A 22,553-nucleotide genomic window follows, 5' to 3' on the forward strand; every position below is an offset into this window, starting at 1 on the left:
GATAAGTGACCATGACGCTTCAGATTTATAATACAATGAGTCGTACAAAAGAGAACTTTGTTCCTCAGGAACCAGGGAAAGTAAAAATGTATGTGTGTGGACCAACGGTATATGACTACATTCATATTGGGAATGCACGCCCGGTCATCTTTTTCGACACGGTTCGCGGTTACCTGGAACAGATAGGACATGAAGTGAACTATGTGGTGAACTTCACGGATGTGGACGACAAGCTGATTCGCAAAGCAGAACAACTTGGAACAGATGTGCCTCATGTAGCGGAGAAATTTATTGCAGCCTATTATGAGGACCTTGAAGGATTGGGGATTCCAAAGGCAAGCAGCAATCCAAGAGTAACGGAAAACATGCCGCTCATTATTGATATTATCCGTGAGTTGGTTGAAAAAGGATTCGCATATGAAAATGGCGGTGATGTCTATTACCGTACAGGCAAATTCAGCGAGTATGGTAAACTTTCGAAACAAAACCTGCAGGAACTGCAATTCGGAATCCGTGTAGGTGTGGACGAGCGTAAAGAACATCCCGAAGATTTCGTACTCTGGAAGGCTGCTAAACCCGGCGAGATCTATTGGTCCAGTCCTTGGGGCGATGGCAGACCGGGTTGGCATATCGAATGCTCGGCCATGGCACGGGAGTATCTGGGGGATACGCTGGATATCCACGGTGGTGGACAGGATCTGCAGTTCCCACACCATGAGTGCGAATGCGCGCAATCTGAAGTGCTAACAGGTAAACCTCTTGCCAACTACTGGATGCATAATGGATTCATCCGAATCGATAACGAGAAAATGTCGAAATCGCTCGGTAACGGTGTACTGGTTAAAGATTTGCGGAATCAATATAAAAGGGAAGCTATTCGTTATTTCATGCTGTCTACCCACTATCGTAATCCATTGAACTTCACAGATGATACGATGGAGCAGGCACAGAACAGTGTGGATCGCATTGGTAATGCTGTAGTGAACCTAAACCATCGTCTGCAGGCCGTGACCGTGGACCAGAATATATCTGCTGAGTTTGCAGCTAAACTTGATCAGATCCGTCAACAGTATCATGAGAAAATGCAGGATGATTTCAATACACCTGATGCGATTACAGCTATGTTTGAGTGGGCAGGGGAAGCCAACCAACTGTTACAGCAGGAAGTTGTTAATGCCGCAGCGATTCGTGCGCTTCTGGAACTGTTTAATGAGCTGAACGCTGTATTACGTATCTATACTGACGCAGAAACGGAACTTTTGGATGAGGAAGTGGAGTGTCTGATTGAAGAACGTGTAGAAGCTCGCAAGTCCAAAAACTGGGCACGAGCGGATGAGATTCGGGATGAACTGTCTGCACGTGGTATTCTGCTTGAGGATACAGCGCAGGGGATGAGATGGCGACGCAAATGAACGAAGGACATTCAAATAAATTGTCTGAATCTGTCGAGCTGAAAGATCAAAATACAAAAAAACAACCGGAGCAGGTCACTGAGGGAGGATGGTTCCCCTATCCCCCTTCCAGACCTGCAAGGTTGATTCCTCCCATTGCGCTGGCCTATATTGGTGATGCGGTATATGAGGTAGCTGTTCGTCAGTATCTTTTGTCGAAAGCCAACATGCGTCCCAATCATCTACATCGAAGTGCGACCGGCTTGGTATCAGCGAAGGCACAGAGCCGCATTCTTACAAGCATTGAGGCTGAATTGACAGAAGAAGAATGGGACATTGTCCGGCAAGGGCGGAATGCCAAGTCAGGTAGTATTCCCAAAAATGCAGATGTATTGGAGTACAGACATGCCACGGCGTTGGAGTGTCTGATTGGTTACCTCTACAGCAGTGGTCGTCATGATCGCATGATTGAACTGATTGGACTTGGCATAGAGTATGCGGAACAACAATCGCCATCGCCGACAAAAAAATAGAAATTTCAACAAAACAAGGCAGTACAGAGAGGATCGAACAACGATGGAAGAAGAATGGATCGCCGGTAAACACTCCGTGACGGAGGCGCTGCGTTCAGGCCGGACCATTAATAAAATATGGATTGCCGATACAGCACAGAAACATCTGACTCAACCTATTATCTCGGAAGCCAAAAAACTCGGTATTGTCATCCAACACGTGGACAAGCGCAAATTGGATCAAACGGTCCCAGGCATTCAGCATCAAGGGGTAGTGGCACAAGCGGCACCCTACGCTTATGTAGAGGTAGAAGACATTCTTGCCGCAGCAAAAGCGAAGAATGAGAATCCTTTCCTCATTCTGCTGGATGAGATTGAAGACCCGCATAATCTGGGGTCGATTTTGCGGACAGCAGACTGCACAGGAGCGCATGGGGTTATTGTACCCAAACGTCGCTCAGCAGCAGTAACCGTGACGGTATCCAAAACGTCAGCAGGCGCTGTTGAGTACGTACCAGTAGCTCGTGTAAGTAATCTTGGACAGACCATTGATCGTCTCAAAGAAGAGGGCGTATGGGTTGTGGGGACAGATGTCACTGCTCATGAAGCTGTCTTTGGTAACGGAGTCTTTACTGGCCCTGTTGCACTCGTAATCGGGAACGAAAATAAAGGAATGGGTCGACTCATTCGCGAAAAATGCGATGTACTGATCAAATTACCGATGCAAGGTCAGATAAATTCCCTGAATGCTTCCGTAGCAGCGGGTGTTGTCATGTATGAAGTGCTCCGCTCGCGTCAAGCACAGGAATAGAAGGTATGGCTGATTCCCGTGATGTGCTTCTTGTAGACGGGTACAACATGATTGGCGACTGGCCGGAATTAACCAGACTGGCGGTGAGTGGACTCGAAGAGGCGCGTAACAGGCTTCTCTTTCGTCTCGCTGACTACCAGGCTTTCTCCGGCCGGCGAGTCATTGTTGTGTTTGACGCCTACCTCGTGCCTGGACTCGGTAAATCCTTTACACAGAGCAAAGTGCAGATCTATTTTACAAAGGAAAAAGAGACGGCAGACGAATGCATTGAGAGACTCGTTCGGGAACTAAGCATGCGAAGACGCCAAATTTATGTAGCTACAAGCGATATGGTAGAGCAACATGTCATCTTTGGACAGGGAGCGCTGCGTATATCTGCGAGAGAATTGCTGATTGAAGTAGAGCAGAACGAAAAAGAATTAAAGAAACGTCTGGAAGAAGATCAGGCTAAGAAAACGCGTAATACACTCGGGGGCAAGTTAAGCCCGGAAGTATTGAAACAGTTTGAACGTTGGAGACGGGAATAACCGTTCGCTTTTACAAAATTTAGAATATTGAAACTCTTGACAATTATGTTATTGATGTTCTTTTTTAGGCAGAGCGTGGTTGACGGTGTGAGGTACCATCATATATACTGAGCGTATATTTCATAGAGTAGAGTAACGGGGTACCTTGCGTTGCAGCCGGAGGGATTGTCTGTGAGTGTCGACCTCAAAGATATCATGTTATCTAAGTATGATTACCAAAGTGACGAAGACATTGTCGAAGCTTTCCGTGAAGGCGAAAGCGAAGCGTTAGAGTTTTTGATTAACAAATATCGTAACTTTGTACGCGCCAAGGCAAGATCTTATTTTCTGATTGGGGCAGACCGGGAAGATATTATTCAAGAAGGAATGATTGGCCTTTATAAATCCATTCGAGATTTCAAAGGGGACAAGTTGGCTTCGTTTAAAGCCTTTGCTGAACTGTGTATTACGAGACAGATCATTACGGCGATTAAGACGGCAACACGTCAGAAGCACATTCCGCTTAATTCTTATGTATCTCTGGACAAGCCTATTTATGACGAAGAATCTGATCGTACGTTACTCGATGTGATTTGTGGAACCCAGGTCAGTGATCCGGAAGAACTTATCATCAATCAGGAAGAGTTTGTGGGCCTGGAAGATAAGATGTCCGAGATTCTGAGTGAACTGGAACGTAAAGTATTGATGTTGTATCTGGACGGGAGATCTTATCAAGAGATTGCAGTAGATTTGGACAGACATGTGAAGTCCATTGATAATGCACTTCAGCGCGTTAAGCGCAAACTTGAAAAGTACCTGGAAGTTCGAGATAATTAAACAGATGTTGTCGTTGACGGAAAAGGCTCGGTGTTTGAGTCTTTTTTTATTGTCTCAAGTTTATAAAATGTAAGAATGATTATACTAGTAATCGCTCGGTCCATGCAGGAGAAGAGGAAAACAGAGATGCGAAACCAATGTACGATGCACGGAAGTAATACCCAATGATGAAAGGCTATTCTTTCATTGACATGGTTATACCCTTGTGATAAAGTGTTTTAGGTAGGCCTAAATTTATGGCTTTTTTTCAGGATCAATTTAGAGACTCCGCTTGAATGTGGAAGTCTTCGGGAGGTGTACATCATGCGGGTAATTATTACTTTGGCTTGTACTAACTGCAAACAAAGAAATTACACTACGACAAAAAACAAGCGTAATCACCCCGACCGCATGGAGATGAAGAAATTTTGCAAGTTTTGTAACGAGCAGACTTCTCATCGCGAAACCAGATAGTTTTTGGAGGTGTAGTCGGCGTGAAACGAAGTTTCAAATCTCTGATTTCCTTTTTCACAGAAAGCTGGGCTGAACTTAAAAAAGTTCGCTGGCCTAATCGTAAAGAGCTGACCAACTACACATTGATCGTACTTGGTACTGTTGTGGTTATGACGCTGTTTTTTTGGGTCATTGACATTGGCATCTCCTTTGTGATCGAAGCGATTATTTAAGAAGGGTTCCGGTGGCTTGATATGGAAAAAAGATGGTACGTCGTTCATACCTATTCAGGGTATGAGAATAAGGTCAAAGCCAATTTGGAGAAACGCGTAGAGTCCATGGGCATGGAAGACAAGATATTCCGCGTTCTTGTTCCTATGGAAGAAGAAGTGGTGAACAAAGACGGTAAGAAAAAAATCGTCATGCGTAAAGTTTACCCTGGATATGTCTTGGTGGAAATGGTACAGACGGATGACTCTTGGTATGTTGTTCGCAACACACCAGGTGTTACAGGATTTGTCGGTTCGACAGGTTCTGGGTCCAAACCAACTGCTTTGTTGCCTGAAGAAGTGGAACAAATTCTGAAGCACATGGGTATGGTTGAACCTAAGCCGAAGATTGAATTCGAAATCAAGGAATCCGTACGTATTAAAGTCGGTCCTTTTGCGAATTTTGTGGGCTCCGTGGAAGAAATTTTGGTAGACAAGAGCAAGTTGAAAGTGCACGTGAACATGTTTGGACGGGAAACGCCGCTTGAGTTGGAATACACACAAGTGGAGAAGATTTAATATCTTCGAGTTTCTTGTGGGAGGGCTGAAAGGCCCGTTAACCACTATTTTGCAAGGAGGTGTCAATCATGGCGAAAAAAGTAATTAAAATGGTAAAACTGCAGATTCCAGCAGGTAAAGCAAATCCAGCACCACCAGTAGGTCCGGCTTTGGGTCAAGCAGGTGTCAACATCATGGCATTCTGTAAAGAATTCAACGCTCGTACAGCTGATCAAGCGGGATTGATTATTCCAGTTGAGATTTCTGTGTTCGAGGATCGCTCCTTTACTTTCATCACTAAAACTCCACCAGCAGCAGTTCTGTTGAAAGTGGCAGCTAAAGTTGAAAAAGGATCCGGCGAACCGAACAAGAAAAAAGTTGCTACTGTTAAACGTGATGCGGTACGTCAAATCGCAGAACAAAAAATGCCTGACCTGAATGCAGCAGACGTTGAGTCCGCTATGCGTATGGTCGAAGGTACTGCCCGCAGCATGGGTATCACCATCGAAGACTAATTTTCACAAGAAACATGGCTTCGTAATGCCGGTCGATTCGCGGCCGGTTGATGTGGGAGGTATATCCGCTAAAACCACAAAGGAGGAATAAAACATGGCTAAACACGGTAAAAAATACCTGGAAGCTGCTAAGCTGATTGACAGCGAAGCAACTTACGAGCCTTCAGAAGCTGTAGAGCTTGTGAAAAAGGCAGCCACTGCAAAATTCGATGAAACCATCGAAGCAGCAGTTCGTTTGGGTGTAGACCCTCGTAAGCAAGACCAGGCTGTACGTGGTGTTGTTGTCTTGCCACACGGCACAGGTAAAACACAACGCGTATTGGTATTTGCAAAAGGTGACAAAGCGAAAGAAGCGGAAGCGGCTGGCGCGGACTATGTTGGTGATGCAGACATGATCAACAAAATCCAACAAGGCTGGTTCGAGTTCGACGTCTGCGTAGCGACGCCAGATATGATGAGTGAAGTAGGTAAATTGGGCCGACTGCTCGGCGGTAAAGGTCTGATGCCTAACCCTAAAGCCGGAACGGTAACTTTCGATGTAACTAAGGCTGTTCAAGAAATTAAAGCCGGTAAAATCGAATATCGTCTGGATCGTGCAGGTCAAATTCATGCACCGATCGGTAAAGCTTCTTTCTCTTCTGAGCAACTAAATGAGAACTTTAAAGCTCTCATGGAAGCTTTGAATCGTGCTAAACCGGCGGCAGCAAAAGGTGTTTATCTGAAGAATGTTAGTCTTTCTTCCACGATGGGCCCTGGCGCACGCGTGAACGCAGCAGCTTTTAGATAATTTTTTCTTGACAGGTTTGACCTGTTTTGATAAGATATAAAAGTTGTGAGTCCGAGCGACTGACCGTTGACATTTGAATATGCTTGCCGTAGACAGTAGGTGCCATTTGGCTTAATTTCCTGCCGAGGTGTGATTATAGAACTTAGAACGATGCAAATCGGTTGTGAGTATATATCAAGCCTTCGTGATTCTACGGAGGCTTTTCTTAATGGGATAAATTTGATCAGGAGGTGTACAGTTTGGCAAATGCAAAAGTGATTCAAGCAAAACAAGAGTCCGTTGATGCAGTAACAGCAAAATTGCGCGAGAGCGTTACGACCGTTGTTGTTGACTATCGTGGATTGAACGTTGCTCAAGTAACTGAGCTGCGTAAGCAGCTTCGTGAAGCTGGAATCGAATTCCAAGTGCTGAAAAACTCGTTGCTTCGCCGCGCAGCAGCAGCAGCAGAACTGACAGAACTCAATGAAGTACTGACAGGTCCTACTGCAATTGCGTTTAGCGTAGATGACGTTGTAGCTCCAGCCAAAATTCTGAACGACTTCGCGAAAAAGAACGATGCACTTGAATTGAAAGGTGCAGTTGTTGAAGGTCGCGTAATCGGAGTAGAAGAAGTTAAGGCGTTGGCAGAACTGCCATCCCGCGATGGACTCCTCTCCATGCTCCTCAGTGTGCTTCAAGCGCCAGTGCGCAACTTCGCGCTTGCGGTTAAAGCTGTTGCAGAGAAAGAAGAACAAGGCGCGTAAGCAACTTGATCTGAATGCTGCTTAGGTGGCGAATGAATTACAAAAAAATAATATTATATATGGAGGTTCACTCATGAGTAAAGAGCAAATCTTGGAAGCAATCAAAGGCATGACTGTACTGGAATTGAACGATCTTGTTAAAGCAATCGAAGAAGAATTCGGCGTAACTGCTGCAGCTCCAGTAGCTGCTGCAGGTGCAGGCCCAGCTGCTGAAGCTGAGCAATCCGAGTTTGACGTAATCTTGACTAGCGCTGGTGCTTCCAAAATCAACGTTATCAAAGCAGTTCGCGAAATCACAGGTCTTGGCTTGAAAGAAGCAAAAGAACTGGTTGACAACGCTCCAAAAGCTTTGAAAGAAAAAGTTGCTAAAGAAGAAGCAGAAGCGGTTAAAGCTAAGCTTGAAGAAGCAGGCGCTTCGGTCGAAGTTAAATAATTTAGCTTATACAAGCTGAATGAACAAAACAACAAACCCCTTGACTTATATCAAGGGGTTTGTTGCTGTAATTGTATATGGAAAGTGAGTGAGGACATGTCCAATCATTATTATTCGGACAAACCGCAAGTAGCACATGATCGCAAAGCAACTGAAGCGGTTCTTCGCGGATTCAGTCTGCGACTCATGACGGACGCCGGTGTATTTTCCAAAAACGGAATCGATTATGGCAGCAGAGTATTGATTGATGCGATAGAGTTACCATCAGGAGCTCATGTTCTCGATGTGGGGTGTGGGTACGGGCCAATGGGCCTTACGGCAGCCAAACTTGTACCGGATGGACATGTCACCATGATCGATATCAATGAGAGAGCCGTTGAACTTTCCAGGGAAAACGCAAAAGCGAACGGGATCAGTAATGTTACGGTATTACAAAGTAATCTACTGACTGAAGTAAAAAAGCAAGATTTTGACGTTATACTGACCAATCCACCTATACGGGCTGGGAAAGAAACGGTTCATGCTATTTTCGAACAGGCACATCGTCATTTGAAGGCGGGCGGTTCGTTGTGGATTGTCATTCAGAAGAAGCAAGGGGCCCCATCGGCGAAAGCGAAATTGGAATCCTTGTTTGCACGAGTGGAAGAAGTGACGAAGGATAAAGGCTATCGGATTTTCAAAGCGGTGAAAGCGGTAGAAGTTATCTAGTATAAGCTAATTTCGAATTTGTAAAGTAAGCAGGGGTTCGTTTTTTTTGCAATAGGACTATTGACTTGAAAATCAGGCCGTGGTATTATTGTGAAATGTCAGTATTAAGATGCCCTATTTGGCTTTAGCTAACTAAAAATGTCAAGCTTTTTTTACGCCGAACGGGCTTATTATGCCTACGTTTGGCGTATAATATGTACATTTTGGGCAAACTGGGGATAAGAATGTTTTGGAAAGACATCCGCCGATCAAAGTTGCTCTTTTTTCGAACGACATTTCGAGTAAGGGCTTTTCTTTATTTGTGGATGCATTGTTTTGCTCTGTATGTGTATCATTATAAGGTTACAAACAGAGGTTCGCAACGAAATTTTTAAAGTGAGTAGACATTGAGGGGTGAGTTTAAGTTGGCAGGACATCTTGTTCAATATGGTCGACGCACTCGGCGCAGTTATGCACGAATTAACGAGATACTCGAAGTTCCGAACCTGATTGAAATCCAACAAAAATCTTATGATTGGTTTTTGGAGGAAGGGTTGCGCGAAATGTTCCAGGATATCTCGCCGATCCAGGATTTCACGGGTAACTTGATTTTGGAATTTATCGATTATAGTCTCGGTGAACCGAAGTATACAGTAGACGACGCGAAAGAGCGCGACGTTACTTATGCAGCACCACTTCGGGTCAAAGTCCGGCTCATTAATAAGGAAACCGGCGAAGTCAAAGAGCAGGAAGTATTTATGGGAGATTTCCCGCTGATGACCAACACGGGCACATTTATTATTAATGGTGCGGAACGGGTTATTGTCAGCCAGTTGGTTCGCTCTCCTAGCGTTTACTTCAGTACTAAAGTAGATAAAAATGCCAAAAAAACGTATACCGCTACAGTTATTCCTAACCGCGGCGCTTGGTTGGAACTGGAGATGGACGCGAAGGATGTTGTATACGTCCGGATCGACCGTACACGTAAAATACCGGTTACGGTTCTCCTGCGTTCACTTGGTTTTGGCACAGACGCTGAGATTCTGGATCTGCTCGGTAATGACGAATATATCCGCAATACACTGGACAAAGACAACACGGATTCTACGGAGAAAGCACTCATTGAGATTTATGAGCGTCTTCGTCCGGGCGAGCCGCCAACGCTTGATAATGCGAAAAGTTTGCTCGTAGCACGTTTCTTTGATCCAAAACGTTATGACCTGGCTAATGTAGGTCGTTACAAAATGAATAAAAAACTTCACATCAAGAACCGTTTGTTCAACCAACGTTTGGCTGAGTCTCTTGTTGATGCTGAAACAGGTGAAATCATCGCTGAAGCGGGTCAAATGGTTGACCGTCGCTTGTTGGATGAAATCATGCCATATCTGGAGAAAAGCGTTGGGTTCCGCACATATCACGTGGCGAACGGTGTTTTGGATGCCAATGATGTCCCTATGCAAACCATTGATGTGTTCTCACCAACTGAAGATGGTAAAGTGGTCAAACTGATTGCCAATGGGATTATTGATAAGTCGGTGAAAAACGTGACGCCGGCGGATATCATTTCGTCTATCAGTTACTTCCTTAACCTTCTGCAGGGAATTGGTAGCACGGATGATATTGACCATCTGGGTAACCGTCGTTTGCGTTCCGTGGGTGAACTTTTGCAAAACCAGTTCCGTATCGGTTTGTCCCGTATGGAGCGTGTGGTGCGTGAGAGAATGTCCATTCAGGATGCTAACGTCATTACACCACAGGCATTGATTAACATACGTCCTGTTATTGCATCGATTAAAGAGTTCTTTGGTAGCTCTCAATTGTCACAGTTTATGGATCAAACGAACCCGCTGGGTGAGTTGACACATAAACGTCGTCTGTCCGCACTCGGACCCGGTGGTTTGACGCGTGAGCGCGCAGGTATGGAAGTGCGTGACGTCCATCCATCCCACTATGGCCGGATGTGTCCAATCGAGACACCAGAGGGACCAAACATTGGTTTGATCAACTCATTGTCTACATTTGCCCGTGTGAATGAATATGGCTTCATTGAAGCTCCTTATCGCTGGGTTGATCCGAAGACAGGTGTTGTAACCAAACAAATTGATTATCTGACAGCAGACGAAGAGGACAACTATGTAATCGCTCAAGCGAATGCGAAGTTGAACGAAGATAGTACTTTTGAAGAGGAAGCGATCATTGTACGTTACAACAAACAGTCGGATAACATCCTTACGATGCCGAGTGAGCGAGTGGACTACATGGACGTATCTCCTAAACAGGTTGTATCCGTCGCTACAGCGCTTATCCCGTTCCTTGAAAACGATGACTCCAACCGTGCACTCATGGGATCAAACATGCAACGTCAGGCGGTTCCACTTTTGATTCCTAAAGCACCACTTGTGGGAACAGGTATGGAACACAAAGCTGCAAAAGATTCCGGTGTATGTATTGTCTCCGATTACGACGGAATTATTGAGCGTTCTTCTGCGAACGAGATTTGGGTCCGTCGTATTGAAGAGGTGGACGGTCAGGAAGTCAAAGGCGACATCGTTAAATATAAATTACACAAATTTATGCGTTCGAACCAAGGAACATGCATTAACCAGCGTCCGATTGTCAAAAGAGGTACTCTTGTCAAAGCTGGAGATATCCTTGCTGACGGTCCTTCAACGGAAATGGGTGAATTGGCATTGGGACGTAACGTCGTTGTTGCCTTCATGACTTGGGAAGGTTATAACTACGAGGATGCCATTCTGCTTAGTGAGAAACTCGTTAAGGAAGATGTATACACATCCATCCATATCGAGGAGTATGAGTCGGAAGCTCGTGATACCAAGCTCGGACCTGAAGAGATTACACGCGATATCCCTAACGTTGGGGAAGAAGCGCTCCGTAACCTTGATGAGCGTGGTATTATCCGGATCGGTGCTGAAATCAGTGCTGGCGACATTTTAGTTGGTAAAGTAACACCTAAAGGCGTTACGGAACTGACGGCAGAAGAACGTCTCTTGCATGCGATTTTTGGTGAGAAAGCACGTGAAGTACGTGATACTTCCTTGCGTGTACCTCACGGAACTGACGGTATCGTAGTAGACGTTAAAGTGTTTACTCGTGAAAACGGTGATGAACTGCCTCCAGGTGTTAACCAACTCGTTCGTGTCTATATCGCTCAAAAACGGAAAATTTCCGAGGGTGATAAAATGGCTGGACGTCATGGTAACAAAGGGGTCGTGGCCCGGATCTTGCCGGAAGAAGACATGCCTTTCCTGCCAGACGGTACTCCGGTTCAAATCGTTCTTAACCCGCTGGGCGTACCTTCCCGGATGAACATCGGTCAAGTGCTTGAGGTTCACTTGGGTATGGCAGCCATGCAACTTGGTATTCACGTAGCTACCCCTGTATTCGACGGAGCGAAGGAGTATGATGTCTTCGATACGATGGAAGAAGCGGGCATGCAACGTAACGGTAAAACTATTTTGTATGATGGACGTACGGGTGAAGAATTTGAACGTGAAGTTACTGTGGGTGTCATGCACATGATCAAATTGGCACACATGGTTGATGATAAAATCCATGCCCGTTCCACAGGTCCTTACTCACTTGTTACGCAACAGCCGTTGGGTGGTAAAGCCCAATTCGGTGGACAGCGTTTCGGGGAAATGGAAGTATGGGCGCTTGAGGCATACGGTGCTGCTTATACCCTGCAAGAAATCTTGACCGTTAAGTCCGATGATGTTGTTGGTCGGGTGAAAACGTATGAGTCCATCGTCAAAGGTGAGAATGTTCCGGAACCTGGCGTTCCTGAGTCATTCAAAGTATTGATCAAAGAGCTGCAAAGCTTGGGTATGGACGTTAAGATTTTGAGTGAAGATGAGCAAGAGATTGAAATGAGAGAAATGGACGATGAAGAAGACGCTGCGAGCGATAAGCTCAGCCTCAACCTTGAGGGTACAGAGGTCGGAGCTGAATAACAGCTCCGAGCGCATGATGACCGGCGTTTTTCATCAGGCTCGCGTCTTACTCCGGCTTCGGCCGGAGAGGGCGTAACCTAGAATACAGGAATTGGTTAAGGAGGGTTGCTCCTTGTTGGACGTCAACAATTTCGAATATATGAAGATCGGGCTTGCTTCCCCAGAGAAAATTCGTTCTTGGTCCCGCGGAGAAGTGAAAAAACCGGAAACGATCAACTACCGCACGTTGAAACCGGAAAAAGAAGGGCTGTTCTGCGAAAAGATTTTTGGCCCTACAAAAGACTGGGAATGTCATTGCGGTAAATACAAACGCGTCCGTTATAAAGGCGTTGTCTGTGATCGTTGTGGTGTTGAAGTAACACGTGCGAAAGTACGCCGCGAACGGATGGGCCATATTGAGCTCGCTGCTCCGGTATCGCATATCTGGTACTTCAAAGGTATTCCGAGCCGCATGGGTCTCGCTCTGGATATGTCTCCAAGATCTCTGGAGGAGATTATTTATTTTGCATCATATGTAGTAACTGATCCAGGAGAAACTCCTCTGGAGAAAAAACAGCTGTTGTCCGAGAAAGAATACCGCAGCTATCGTGAGAAATACGGATATGGTTTCCATGCTGGCATGGGTGCAGAAGCGGTTAAAAAACTGCTTCAGGATATTGATGTGGACAAAGAGCTTGAATTCCTGAAGGAAGAGCTCCGCACTGCGCAAGGACAACGTCGTAACCGTGCAATTAAACGTCTGGAAGTTATCGAAGCATTCCGCAACTCTGGCAACAAACCCGAGTGGATGGTCATGGATGTACTTCCTGTTATCCCGCCGGAACTTCGTCCAATGGTACAGCTGGATGGTGGGCGTTTTGCAACGTCTGACTTGAATGACTTGTATCGCCGTGTAATTAACCGGAACAATCGTCTGAAACGTCTGCTTGATCTGGGCGCGCCAGATATTATCGTGCAAAACGAAAAACGGATGCTGCAGGAAGCTGTTGACGCTTTGATCGATAATGGCCGTCGTGGACGCCCGGTAACGGGTCCTGGTAACCGTCCTTTGAAATCTCTCAGCCACATGCTGAAAGGTAAACAAGGGCGTTTCCGTCAGAACTTGCTCGGTAAACGGGTTGACTATTCCGGTCGTTCCGTTATCGTTGTCGGACCTTACCTGAAAATGTATCAGTGTGGTCTGCCAAAAGATATGGCACTTGAACTGTTCAAACCTTTCGTAATGAAAGAGCTTGTAAATAAAGGCCTTGCCCACAATATCAAGAGCGCGAAACGTAAAGTTGAGCGTGTAAGTCCTGAAGTATGGGATGTTCTTGAAGAAGTAATCAGGGAGCATCCGGTCCTGTTGAACCGTGCCCCTACGCTTCACCGTCTCGGTATTCAAGCATTTGAACCGATTCTCGTTGAAGGTAAAGCAATTCGTCTTCACCCACTCGTATGTACGGCTTACAATGCCGACTTTGACGGTGACCAAATGGCCGTGCACGTTCCGTTGTCCGCTGAAGCTCAAGCGGAAGCACGTATCCTGATGCTTGCATCAGGTAACATTTTGAACCCGAAAGACGGTAAACCGGTTGTTACTCCTTCCCAGGATATGGTGCTTGGTTCTTTTTACCTCACTATGGACAACAAGGAAGAAAAGGGCACAGGTATGATCCTGCGCACGGTCAACGAGGCTGTATCGGCATATCAACGTGGTACTGCTGGTCTCCATGCACGTGTGGCGATTCCGGTTAAGGCTCTTGGCAAAACAAGCTTCACGGATGAACAGCAAAAAGGAATGTTGCTGACAACTATCGGTAAAATTATCTTTAATGAAATTTTCCCGGCGAGCTTCCCTTATATCAATGACGCGACTCGTGCGAACCTCTATCAGGGTACTGCAGATCACTCATTTGTATATGAAAAAGGCGCTGATCTTAGAGAGGCTTTGATGAATGCTCCTCTAGCTGGCGGTGTCGGCAAAGAATACCTCGGCTCCATCATTGCGCGTTGTTTCGAAATTTATCACACAACAAAGACAGCTGTTATTTTGGATAAAATCAAACAACTCGGATTTACGTATTCCACTCGTTCCGGTATTACGGTTGCGGTATCGGATGTTATCGTTCCACCTGAGAAGTTTGAAATCCTTAGACAGTCTGAGGAAAAAGCACAAATCGTTACGAATCAGTATCGTCGTGGTCTGATTACGAATGAAGAGCGCTATGACCGTATCATTGACATCTGGTCGAAATCCAAAGATGACATTACTGAGATTCTGATGAAGTCCATGGATCGTTATAACTCGATCATGATGATGGTGGATTCCAAAGCACGGGGTAACAAATCGCAAATCACTCAATTGGGCGGTATGCGTGGTCTGATGGCCAACCCATCCGGTCGAATCATTGAACTCCCAATCAAATCAAACTTCCGTGAAGGTCTGACGGTACTCGAGTACTTCATCTCGACTCACGGTGCGCGTAAAGGTTTGGCGGATACGGCTCTGCGTACAGCGGATTCAGGTTACCTGACTCGTCGTCTCGTAGACGTAGCGCAAGACGTAATCGTGCGTGATGATGATTGTGGTACAGATAAAGGCTTTACAGTAAGTCGTATCCAGGATGGTAAAGAGGTTATTGAAGATCTCTACGACCGTATTGAAGGCAGATACTGCTTCGAGACATTACGTCATCCGGAAACGAAAGAAATTATTGTGGGTCGCAATGAATTGATTGACTCCGACAAAGCAGAGGCTATCATCAAAGCAGGTATAACCAAACTGCAAATCCGCTCTGTACTCAGCTGCCGTGCAAGTCATGGTGTCTGCAAGAAGTGTTATGGTCGTAACCTTGCGACAGGTAAACACGTGGAGATCGGTGAAGCAGTTGGGATTATTGCAGCACAGTCCATTGGTGAACCAGGAACACAGCTTACAATGCGCACGTTCCATACCGGTGGTGTAGCCGGAGACGATATTACGCAAGGTTTGCCGCGTATCCAAGAGTTGTTTGAAGCTCGTAATCCTAAGGGCCAAGCAACGATCAGTGAGATTGATGGTGTGGTTAAAGAAATTCGCGAGACGAAAGATCGTCGTGAAATCGAAATTCAAGGTGAAGCGGAATCCAAAGTATACGCCGTTACCTATGGTTCCCGTGTGCGCGTAAGCGAAGGCATGGAAATTGAAGCGGGTGACGAGTTGACGGATGGTTCCATCGATCCAAAAGAAATGCTGCGCATTAAAGGCATACGTGGCGTACAAAACTACATTTTGCAGGAAGTACAACGCGTATATCGTAACCAAGGCGTAGAAATCAACGATAAGCACGTTGAAGTTATGATCCGTCAAATGTTGCGTAAAATCCGCATCGTAGATGCAGGAGATACAACGCTGTTGCCAGGATCGTTCGTTGATATGCATGAGTACGAAAGAGCTAACAAAATAGCGATTCTTAGTGATAAAGAGCCAGCGGTTGCAAAACCAATCTTGCTCGGTATTACAAAAGCATCCTTGGAAACAGACTCTTTCCTCTCAGCGGCTTCGTTCCAAGAAACTACACGTGTACTGACAGATGCAGCGATCAAAGGTAAAGTCGATCAATTGCTCGGTCTGAAGGAAAATGTAATCATCGGTAAATTGATTCCTGCAGGTACAGGTATGCACCGTTACCGCAGCATCAAATTTGCTGAGCCAGAAGATGGCCAATCTTCAGTAGAAGAACTTGAGCCAGTTTCGGTTGATTAAGATAGATTTCTTCTGATTTAGAGGAGAAAGAAAGTTTTGTACCTCAGGAGACGGACGGTTGTATGATACAGACGGACGAATCCTGATGTACGTAAACTTTGTGAAAATGTTTTAGGATTAGCATTGACATTGCTTGCGCTAGATGCTAATATATCAAAGGTGCGTGGGCAGCTGATTGTATATGGTTCTATTCGGAGGAATGTCTAATGTCTAATGAAAAAGCCTTGCAAGATGCTCATGTCAAAATTGGTACCAAACAGACCATGCGGATGGTGCAGACAGGTATGACTTCTGAAGTCTATGTCGCAGAAGATTGTGATCCGCAGCTCACTTCCAAAATCATTGCTTTGTGTGAACAATACAATGTGAAATGCACGAAAGTGGATACAATGAAAAATCTCGGCAAAGCTTGCGGGATTGGAGTGGGAGCAGCAATGGCTGCTGTCGTAAAATGATACGGTAAGGAACGTTTTTGTCCGAGAACTTTCAAGGATTCTCCAAGGCAAAAACTTTTCATTTGTCTTTTTATGAACCGCCTGGGTCTGTGGACTTAGCGAAAAGAGGTTTATAAAGAAACATGAATATTTGAGGAAGGGGGTGGCAATCACATGCCAACTATTAACCAATTGGTTCGTAAAGGACGTCAACCAAAAGTTTACAAGTCTAAATCACCAGCTTTGCAAAAAGGATTTAACGCTTTGAAACGTGAATCCACTAACATCAGTGCCCCACAAAAACGTGGTGTCTGCACTCGTGTAGGAACAATGACTCCACGTAAACCGAACTCCGCACTTCGTAAGTATGCTCGTGTTCGTTTGACAAACCGTCTCGAGGTAACTGCTTATATTCCGGGAATCGGACATAACCTTCAAGAGCACAGTGTGGTATTACTTCGCGGAGGTAAAGTTAAAGACCTTGCAGGAGTTCGTTATCACATCGTTCGTGGTGCTCTCGATACTGCAGGCGTGAACAACCGTATGCAAGCTCGTTCTAAATACGGTGCTAAACGTCCAAAAGCTAAAAAAGCCTAAACTATTATAAGCAGATAGCCTGAATGCCTTCTGGTCTAAGTCTGGAAGGTACAGGAGCTGCTGAACAAGAAAGAAAGGGGATATCCATGCCACGCAAAGGTCCAGTTACGAAAAGAGACGTTCTGCCTGATCCGTTATACAACAGCAAGTTGGTTACTCGTTTAATCAACCGCATCATGATCGGTGGTAAACGCGGTGTTGCTCAAAGCATTCTGTATAATGCGTTCAAGTTAATTCAAGAACGTACGGGTAATGACCCTATGGAAGTATTTGAAGCAGCAATCAAGAATATCATGCCAGTCCTGGAAGTTAAAGCTCGCCGTGTCGGCGGTGCCAACTACCAAGTACCAATCGAGGTGAAACCAGAGAGACGTACTGCTCTGGGATTACGTTGGCTCGTAAACTACTCCCGCAACCGCGGCGAGAAAACAATGGAAGAGCGTTTGGCGGCTGAGATCATCGACGCTTCCAACAACACAGGCGCTTCCGTTAAAAAACGTGAAGATACGCACAAAATGGCTGAAGCAAACAAAGCGTTTGCTCACTACCGCTGGTAGGATTCAGTTCACAATAAAAAACTTCAATTTTGAAGGGAGACCCATTACATGGCTAGAGAGTTCTCCTTGAAAAATACACGTAATATCGGGATCATGGCTCATATTGATGCGGGTAAAACCACGACAACTGAGCGGATCCTGTTTTACACAGGACGTACGCACAAAATCGGTGAAGTTCACGAAGGCGCTGCGACAATGGACTGGATGGAACAGGAACAGGAGCGCGGAATTACGATTACTTCCGCTGCAACTACCGCTGCTTGGAAGGGCTACCGCGTTAATATCATTGATACCCCGGGACACGTTGACTTCACTGTTGAAGTTGAACGTTCCCTTCGTGTATTGGACGGAGCAGTTGGTGTATTCAGTGCGAAAGAAGGCGTTGAGCCTCAGTCCGAAACCGTATGGAGACAGGCTGATAAATACAACGTACCTCGTATCGCATATGTAAACAAAATGGATATCATCGGTGCTGACTTCTTGAACGTTGTATCTGACATGCGTGATCGCCTTAAAGCGAACGCTATTGCGATTCAACTTCCTATCGGCGCTGAAAATGATTTCAAAGGTATCATTGATATCGTTGCTCAACGGGCTCATATGTACAAAGATGACCTGGGACAAGATATCGAAGAAACTGAAATTCCTGCAGAATTCGTTGAGCAAGTTGAAGAACTTCGCAACGAATTGATCGAGCGTGTTGCAGAACTTGACGAAGACTTGACAATGAAATACCTGGAGGGCGAAGAGATCACAGTTGATGAGATCAAAGCCGCACTCCGTAAAGGTGTTGTCGAAGTTAAAATCTTCCCGGTTATCTGTGGATCCTCGTATCGTAACAAAGGTGTTCAACTGATGTTGGATGCTGTTGTTGATTACCTGCCAGCTCCAACAGATGTTGCTTCTATTACAGGACATCTTGAGGATGGTACTGAAACAATTCGTAAGTCTTCTGATGAAGAGCCTTTCTCCGCATTGGCATTCAAAATCATGACGGACCCTTACGTTGGTAAGTTGACATTTTTCCGCGTATACTCCGGTGTTCTTCAATCCGGTTCATATGTGTTGAATGCCACTAAAAATAAACGTGAGCGTATCGGTCGTATCCTTCAAATGCATGCAAACAGTCGTCAAGAGATCACTGTAGTTTATTCCGGTGACATTGCTGCTGCTGTAGGTTTGAAAGATACGGGTACAGGTGATACACTATGTGATGAGAAAAATCCGGTTATCTTGGAGTCGATGAACTTCCCTGATCCGGTTATCGAAATCGCTGTTGAACCTAAAACCAAAGCTGACCAAGATAAAATGGGTGTGGCTCTCGGCAAGTTGACTGAAGAGGATCCAACTCTTCGTGCTCATACTGACGAAGAAACAGGTCAAACAATCTTGGCTGGTATGGGTGAGCTTCACCTTGATATCATCATCGACCGTATGCGTCGTGAATTCAAGGTTGAAACAACTGTGGGTAAACCACAGGTAGCTTACCGTGAAACATTCCGTGCACCAGCGCGCGTTGAAGGTAAATTCGTACGTCAATCCGGTGGTCGTGGTCAATACGGTCACGTATGGGTTGAATTCGAACCTCTCGAGCCGGGTACAGGCAGCCAGTTCGAAAGTAAGGTTGTCGGTGGTTCGGTACCAAGAGAATACATTCAACCAGCACTGTCAGGGATTGAAGAGCAAATGAAAAACGGCGTTATTGCAGGCTTCCCGCTTGTAGACGTTAAGGCTACAATCGTAGACGGTTCTTACCATGATGTCGATTCCAATGAGATGGCGTTTAAAATTGCCGGATCTATGGCGCTGAAAGCGGCAAAAGACAAATGTAAACCAGTTCTGCTTGAGCCAATCATGAAAGTAGAAGTAACAGTTCCAGAAGAGTACATGGGTGACGTAATGGGGATGCTCAACTCCCGTCGTGGCCGCATCGAAGGTATGGATTCCCGTAGTGGAGCTCAAATCATCCGTGCTAAGGTGCCTTTGTCTGAAATGTTTGGTTACTCTACAACTCTTCGTTCCGGTACTCAAGGACGCGGTGTATTCTCCATGGAACTCTCACACTATGAAGAAGTTCCTAAGAGCATTGCTGAAGAAATTGTTGCCAAAACAAAAGGCGGCGAGTAGTTTTCTCACACTGGATGCAAGTGCATAAGAATAAAATTCGGAGCACTTCATTCAGTGAAAACATAAAATTATAATTTTAAGGAGGCCACGTTCAAATGGCAAAGGCTAAATACGAACGTAATAAACCCCACGTTAACATCGGTACTATTGGTCACGTCGATCATGGTAAAACAACACTGACTGCTGCAATCACAACTGTATTGTCCAAAACTTACGGTGGTGCAGCAATCGCATTTGATCAAATCGATAAAGCTCCAGAAGAGCGCGAACGCGGTATCACAATCTCCACGTCACACGTTGAGTACGAAACTGACAACCGTCACTACGCTCACGTTGACTGCCCAGGTCACGCCGACTATGTTAAAAACATGATCACTGGCGCGGCACAAATGGATGGAGCTATCTTGGTAGTATCCGCAGCTGATGGTCCAATGCCACAAACTCGTGAACACATCTTGCTTTCCCGTCAAGTAGGCGTACCTTACATTGTTGTATTTTTGAACAAATGTGACATGGTTGAAGACGAAGAGTTGTTGGAATTGGTTGAGATGGAAGTTCGCGACCTTCTTAACGAATATGAGTTCCCAGGTGACGATACTCCAATCACTCGTGGATCCGCTCGTGAAGCTCTGCAAAACCCGGATGGTGAGTGGGCTCAAAAAATCATTGAGATGTTCAAAGAAATCGATACGTACATCCCACTGCCTGAGCGTCAAACTGACAAGCCTTTCTTGATGCCTGTCGAGGACGTATTCTCTATCACTGGTCGTGGTACCGTTGCTACAGGTCGTGTAGAGCGTGGTACTGTTAAAGTCGGCGAAGAGATCGAAATCGTTGGTATTACTGAAGAAACTAAAAAATCCGTAGTTACGGGCGTTGAAATGTTTCGTAAATTGTTGGATTCCGCTCAAGCGGGTGACAACATCGGTGCATTGTTGCGTGGTGTTGACCGTACTCAAATCGAGCGTGGTCAAGTACTTGCAAAACCAGGTTCTGTTAAGCCACACACAGAATTCACTGCACAAATCTACGTTTTGACTAAAGAAGAGGGTGGCCGTCATAAGCCTTTCTTCACTGGATATCGTCCACAGTTCTACTTCCGTACAACTGACGTAACGGGCATCATCAACTTGCCAGAAGGTACTGAAATGGTAATGCCTGGTGACAACATCACGGTTACTGTTTCCCTGATCTCCCCAATCGCGATTGAAGATGGAACTAAGTTCTCCATTCGTGAAGGTGGACGTACAGTTGGTGCAGGTTCCGTAGCATCAATCCAAAAGTAATAATTTAGCTCATAGCTAAATATGCATATGCAACAGTGTACTGGAACGAGTAACATTGTATTGTAACGAAGCTTCGGAAGAGTTCTTTATCCGACATCGGATAAAGAACTCTTTTATTATGTAATAGTTTCGGAACCTGCGTCATACGAAATGTACACCATTTATGAGTCTAGAAAGATTGGTTAAGGCAGCTCGTATATAAAAGATAAACACTGCAATAAACGAAGTCATTTCATCAGAAAAGATAAGTTTAAATGTTTTTCTTAAATATGCTTGCAATACGCCCATCTTTTCTATATAATAATGAATGTTGTTCTGTGACGTTGCGATGATGTGAGAGGTTACTGGCACACCCGGCCCCTTTGCCATGGGACAGTGGCTAGAAAATTTTCACGGAGTATGTCCGATAAAAAATTGGGCGATAGAAGGAGGGACTAAAATGGCAAAGCAAAAAATTCGTATTCGTTTGAAAGCTTACGACCACAGAATTCTTGATCAATCCGCGGAGAAAATTGTTGAAACAGCAAAACGTTCGGGTGCTGGTGTATCCGGTCCGATTCCGCTTCCTACTGAAAAACAAATCATTACTATTCTTCGTGCGGTGCACAAGTACAAGGATTCTCGGGAACAATTCGAACAGCGCACACATAAGCGTTTGATCGACATCGTTGACCCGACTCCACAAACTGTGGATGCCTTGATGCGCTTGGATCTGCCGTCCGGTGTAGATATCGAAATTAAATTGTAGTATAAAACTACAGATAAAGAACATTTATAAAGGAAATGAGGTGTCAACATGAAAGGTATCTTAGGAAAAAAACTTGGAATGACTCAAGTGTTTACCCCAGACGGTAACGTAGTTGCAGTAACGGTTATCGAAGCAGGACCTTGTGTTGTTTTACAAAAGAAAGATATTGAGAACGATGGCTACGAAGCAGTTCAAATCGGTTACTCCGATAAGAAAGAGAAAAATGCTAACAAGCCAGAAGCGGGACACGCTAAAAAAGCGAATACTGCACCTAAGCGCTACGTTCGTGAGCTTCGCGGCATTAACATCGCGGAATATGAAGTTGGCCAAGAATTGAAAGCTGACATTTTCGCTGAAGGCGAGTTCGTTGACGTAACAGGTACTTCTAAAGGTAAAGGTTTTGCCGGTGTTATCAAGCGTTGGGGACAAAGCACTGGACCTATGTCACATGGATCGCGTTACCACCGTGGCCCAGGTTCGATGGGTTCGATCCAAGCTAATCGCGTTCCTAAAGGCAAACGCCTGCCAGGACATATGGGACATGATACTGTTACAATTCAAGGTCTTGAAGTGGTTAAAGTAGACGCTGAACGTAATGTATTGCTCGTTAAGGGCTCCATTCCTGGACCAAAAAACAGCCTTGTGAGAGTCAAAGCGACCGTTAAAAAATAACTACTGAAGAAAG

The 22,553-nt window shown here is 45.3% G+C and carries 22 protein-coding genes and 1 other annotated feature; all 22 genes read left to right on the forward strand.

Going from position 1 to position 22,553, the window contains the following annotated elements; genetic code table 11:
- Positions 1–11: 11 nt before the first annotated feature.
- The 22 genes from cysS to rplC all read left to right on the forward strand — a co-directional run bounded on the left by cysS (position 12) and on the right by rplC (position 22,540).
- Positions 12–1,412 (forward strand): cysteine--tRNA ligase, encoded by a 1,401-nt coding sequence (cysS, locus tag C0Q44_RS08990; protein WP_105406950.1) that lies wholly within the window; start codon positions 12–14, stop codon positions 1,410–1,412.
- Positions 1,413–1,534: 122 nt separating this feature from the next.
- Entirely contained in the window at positions 1,535–1,924 is a 390-nt protein-coding gene (locus C0Q44_RS08995) for a Mini-ribonuclease 3 (protein ID WP_308737396.1), read from the forward strand.
- Between the two features lie 43 nt (positions 1,925–1,967).
- Complete coding sequence (gene rlmB / locus C0Q44_RS09000) at positions 1,968–2,714, forward strand: 23S rRNA (guanosine(2251)-2'-O)-methyltransferase RlmB (RefSeq protein ID WP_105406951.1); 747 nt, start codon at positions 1,968–1,970, stop codon at positions 2,712–2,714.
- Positions 2,715–2,719: 5 nt separating this feature from the next.
- A complete protein-coding gene (locus C0Q44_RS09005; RefSeq protein ID WP_105406952.1) occupies positions 2,720–3,241 on the forward strand; it encodes an NYN domain-containing protein in 522 nt (173 codons plus the stop codon).
- A gap of 171 nt (positions 3,242–3,412) precedes the next feature.
- Positions 3,413–4,057 (forward strand): RNA polymerase sporulation sigma factor SigH, encoded by a 645-nt coding sequence (gene sigH, locus C0Q44_RS09010; protein WP_105406953.1) that lies wholly within the window; start codon positions 3,413–3,415, stop codon positions 4,055–4,057.
- A 303-nt stretch (positions 4,058–4,360) separates the two neighbouring features.
- Positions 4,361–4,510 carry a 50S ribosomal protein L33 gene (gene rpmG, locus C0Q44_RS09015; RefSeq protein WP_072735843.1) on the forward strand — a complete coding sequence of 50 codons (150 nt, stop codon included), beginning with the start codon at positions 4,361–4,363 and terminating at the stop codon, positions 4,508–4,510.
- A 20-nt stretch (positions 4,511–4,530) separates the two neighbouring features.
- Positions 4,531–4,722 (forward strand): preprotein translocase subunit SecE, encoded by a 192-nt coding sequence (gene secE / locus C0Q44_RS09020; RefSeq protein WP_105406954.1) that lies wholly within the window; start codon positions 4,531–4,533, stop codon positions 4,720–4,722.
- Positions 4,723–4,743: 21 nt separating this feature from the next.
- Positions 4,744–5,277 carry a transcription termination/antitermination protein NusG gene (nusG, locus tag C0Q44_RS09025; RefSeq protein ID WP_105406955.1) on the forward strand — a complete coding sequence of 178 codons (534 nt, stop codon included), beginning with the start codon at positions 4,744–4,746 and terminating at the stop codon, positions 5,275–5,277.
- Between the two features lie 68 nt (positions 5,278–5,345).
- Positions 5,346–5,771, forward strand: a complete 426-nt coding sequence (gene rplK / locus C0Q44_RS09030; protein WP_056697655.1) for a 50S ribosomal protein L11 — start codon at positions 5,346–5,348, stop codon at positions 5,769–5,771.
- Positions 5,772–5,865: 94 nt separating this feature from the next.
- Positions 5,866–6,558 carry a 50S ribosomal protein L1 gene (gene rplA / locus C0Q44_RS09035; RefSeq protein ID WP_017692063.1) on the forward strand — a complete coding sequence of 231 codons (693 nt, stop codon included), beginning with the start codon at positions 5,866–5,868 and terminating at the stop codon, positions 6,556–6,558.
- Positions 6,559–6,626: 68 nt separating this feature from the next.
- Positions 6,627–6,774 (forward strand) — a sequence feature (ribosomal protein L10 leader region).
- Positions 6,775–6,797: 23 nt separating this feature from the next.
- Entirely contained in the window at positions 6,798–7,301 is a 504-nt protein-coding gene (gene rplJ, locus C0Q44_RS09040) for a 50S ribosomal protein L10 (RefSeq protein WP_105406956.1), read from the forward strand.
- 73 nt (positions 7,302–7,374) lie between these two features.
- On the forward strand, positions 7,375–7,734 hold the full coding sequence (rplL, locus tag C0Q44_RS09045) for a 50S ribosomal protein L7/L12 (protein WP_105406957.1): 360 nt from the start codon (positions 7,375–7,377) through the stop codon (positions 7,732–7,734).
- Between the two features lie 96 nt (positions 7,735–7,830).
- A complete protein-coding gene (locus C0Q44_RS09050) occupies positions 7,831–8,442 on the forward strand; it encodes a class I SAM-dependent methyltransferase (RefSeq protein WP_105406958.1) in 612 nt (203 codons plus the stop codon).
- A 404-nt stretch (positions 8,443–8,846) separates the two neighbouring features.
- Positions 8,847–12,392 carry a DNA-directed RNA polymerase subunit beta gene (gene rpoB / locus C0Q44_RS09055; RefSeq protein ID WP_105406959.1) on the forward strand — a complete coding sequence of 1,182 codons (3,546 nt, stop codon included), beginning with the start codon at positions 8,847–8,849 and terminating at the stop codon, positions 12,390–12,392.
- 112 nt (positions 12,393–12,504) lie between these two features.
- Positions 12,505–16,119, forward strand: a complete 3,615-nt coding sequence (gene rpoC, locus C0Q44_RS09060; protein ID WP_105406960.1) for a DNA-directed RNA polymerase subunit beta' — start codon at positions 12,505–12,507, stop codon at positions 16,117–16,119.
- Positions 16,120–16,325: 206 nt separating this feature from the next.
- Positions 16,326–16,574, forward strand: coding sequence for a ribosomal L7Ae/L30e/S12e/Gadd45 family protein (locus C0Q44_RS09065; RefSeq protein ID WP_105406961.1), 249 nt, complete (start codon positions 16,326–16,328; stop codon positions 16,572–16,574).
- Between the two features lie 153 nt (positions 16,575–16,727).
- Positions 16,728–17,150 carry a 30S ribosomal protein S12 gene (gene rpsL / locus C0Q44_RS09070; RefSeq protein ID WP_105406962.1) on the forward strand — a complete coding sequence of 141 codons (423 nt, stop codon included), beginning with the start codon at positions 16,728–16,730 and terminating at the stop codon, positions 17,148–17,150.
- Between the two features lie 86 nt (positions 17,151–17,236).
- On the forward strand, positions 17,237–17,707 hold the full coding sequence (gene rpsG, locus C0Q44_RS09075; RefSeq protein ID WP_017692071.1) for a 30S ribosomal protein S7: 471 nt from the start codon (positions 17,237–17,239) through the stop codon (positions 17,705–17,707).
- A gap of 48 nt (positions 17,708–17,755) precedes the next feature.
- On the forward strand, positions 17,756–19,834 hold the full coding sequence (gene fusA / locus C0Q44_RS09080; protein WP_105406963.1) for an elongation factor G: 2,079 nt from the start codon (positions 17,756–17,758) through the stop codon (positions 19,832–19,834).
- A 95-nt stretch (positions 19,835–19,929) separates the two neighbouring features.
- A complete protein-coding gene (gene tuf / locus C0Q44_RS09085; protein WP_105406964.1) occupies positions 19,930–21,120 on the forward strand; it encodes an elongation factor Tu in 1,191 nt (396 codons plus the stop codon).
- A gap of 439 nt (positions 21,121–21,559) precedes the next feature.
- Entirely contained in the window at positions 21,560–21,868 is a 309-nt protein-coding gene (rpsJ, locus tag C0Q44_RS09090; protein ID WP_105406965.1) for a 30S ribosomal protein S10, read from the forward strand.
- 48 nt (positions 21,869–21,916) lie between these two features.
- A complete protein-coding gene (gene rplC, locus C0Q44_RS09095) occupies positions 21,917–22,540 on the forward strand; it encodes a 50S ribosomal protein L3 (RefSeq protein ID WP_105406966.1) in 624 nt (207 codons plus the stop codon).
- Positions 22,541–22,553: the final 13 nt, after the last annotated feature.

Source organism: Paenibacillus sp. PCH8 (genome assembly GCF_002968835.1).
GTDB lineage: Bacteria > Bacillota > Bacilli > Paenibacillales > Paenibacillaceae > Paenibacillus.

Bases quoted from the DNA above. Each gene is read 5' to 3' on its own strand.
- rpmG (WP_072735843.1), top strand. From the start codon at position 4,361: ATGCGGGTAATTATTACTTTGGCTTGTACTAACTGCAAACAAAGAAAT.
- fusA (WP_105406963.1), top strand. From the start codon at position 17,756: ATGGCTAGAGAGTTCTCCTTGAAAAATACACGTAATATCGGGATCATG.
- cysS (WP_105406950.1), top strand. From the start codon at position 12: ATGACGCTTCAGATTTATAATACAATGAGTCGTACAAAAGAGAACTTT.
- nusG (WP_105406955.1), top strand. From the start codon at position 4,744: ATGGAAAAAAGATGGTACGTCGTTCATACCTATTCAGGGTATGAGAAT.
- rpsJ (WP_105406965.1), top strand. From the start codon at position 21,560: ATGGCAAAGCAAAAAATTCGTATTCGTTTGAAAGCTTACGACCACAGA.
- rplA (WP_017692063.1), top strand. From the start codon at position 5,866: ATGGCTAAACACGGTAAAAAATACCTGGAAGCTGCTAAGCTGATTGAC.
- C0Q44_RS09050 (WP_105406958.1), top strand. From the start codon at position 7,831: ATGTCCAATCATTATTATTCGGACAAACCGCAAGTAGCACATGATCGC.
- C0Q44_RS09065 (WP_105406961.1), top strand. From the start codon at position 16,326: ATGTCTAATGAAAAAGCCTTGCAAGATGCTCATGTCAAAATTGGTACC.
- rplC (WP_105406966.1), top strand. From the start codon at position 21,917: ATGAAAGGTATCTTAGGAAAAAAACTTGGAATGACTCAAGTGTTTACC.
- rpsL (WP_105406962.1), top strand. From the start codon at position 16,728: ATGCCAACTATTAACCAATTGGTTCGTAAAGGACGTCAACCAAAAGTT.
- C0Q44_RS09005 (WP_105406952.1), top strand. From the start codon at position 2,720: ATGGCTGATTCCCGTGATGTGCTTCTTGTAGACGGGTACAACATGATT.
- rplK (WP_056697655.1), top strand. From the start codon at position 5,346: ATGGCGAAAAAAGTAATTAAAATGGTAAAACTGCAGATTCCAGCAGGT.
- rlmB (WP_105406951.1), top strand. From the start codon at position 1,968: ATGGAAGAAGAATGGATCGCCGGTAAACACTCCGTGACGGAGGCGCTG.
- tuf (WP_105406964.1), top strand. From the start codon at position 19,930: ATGGCAAAGGCTAAATACGAACGTAATAAACCCCACGTTAACATCGGT.
- rpsG (WP_017692071.1), top strand. From the start codon at position 17,237: ATGCCACGCAAAGGTCCAGTTACGAAAAGAGACGTTCTGCCTGATCCG.
- rplL (WP_105406957.1), top strand. From the start codon at position 7,375: ATGAGTAAAGAGCAAATCTTGGAAGCAATCAAAGGCATGACTGTACTG.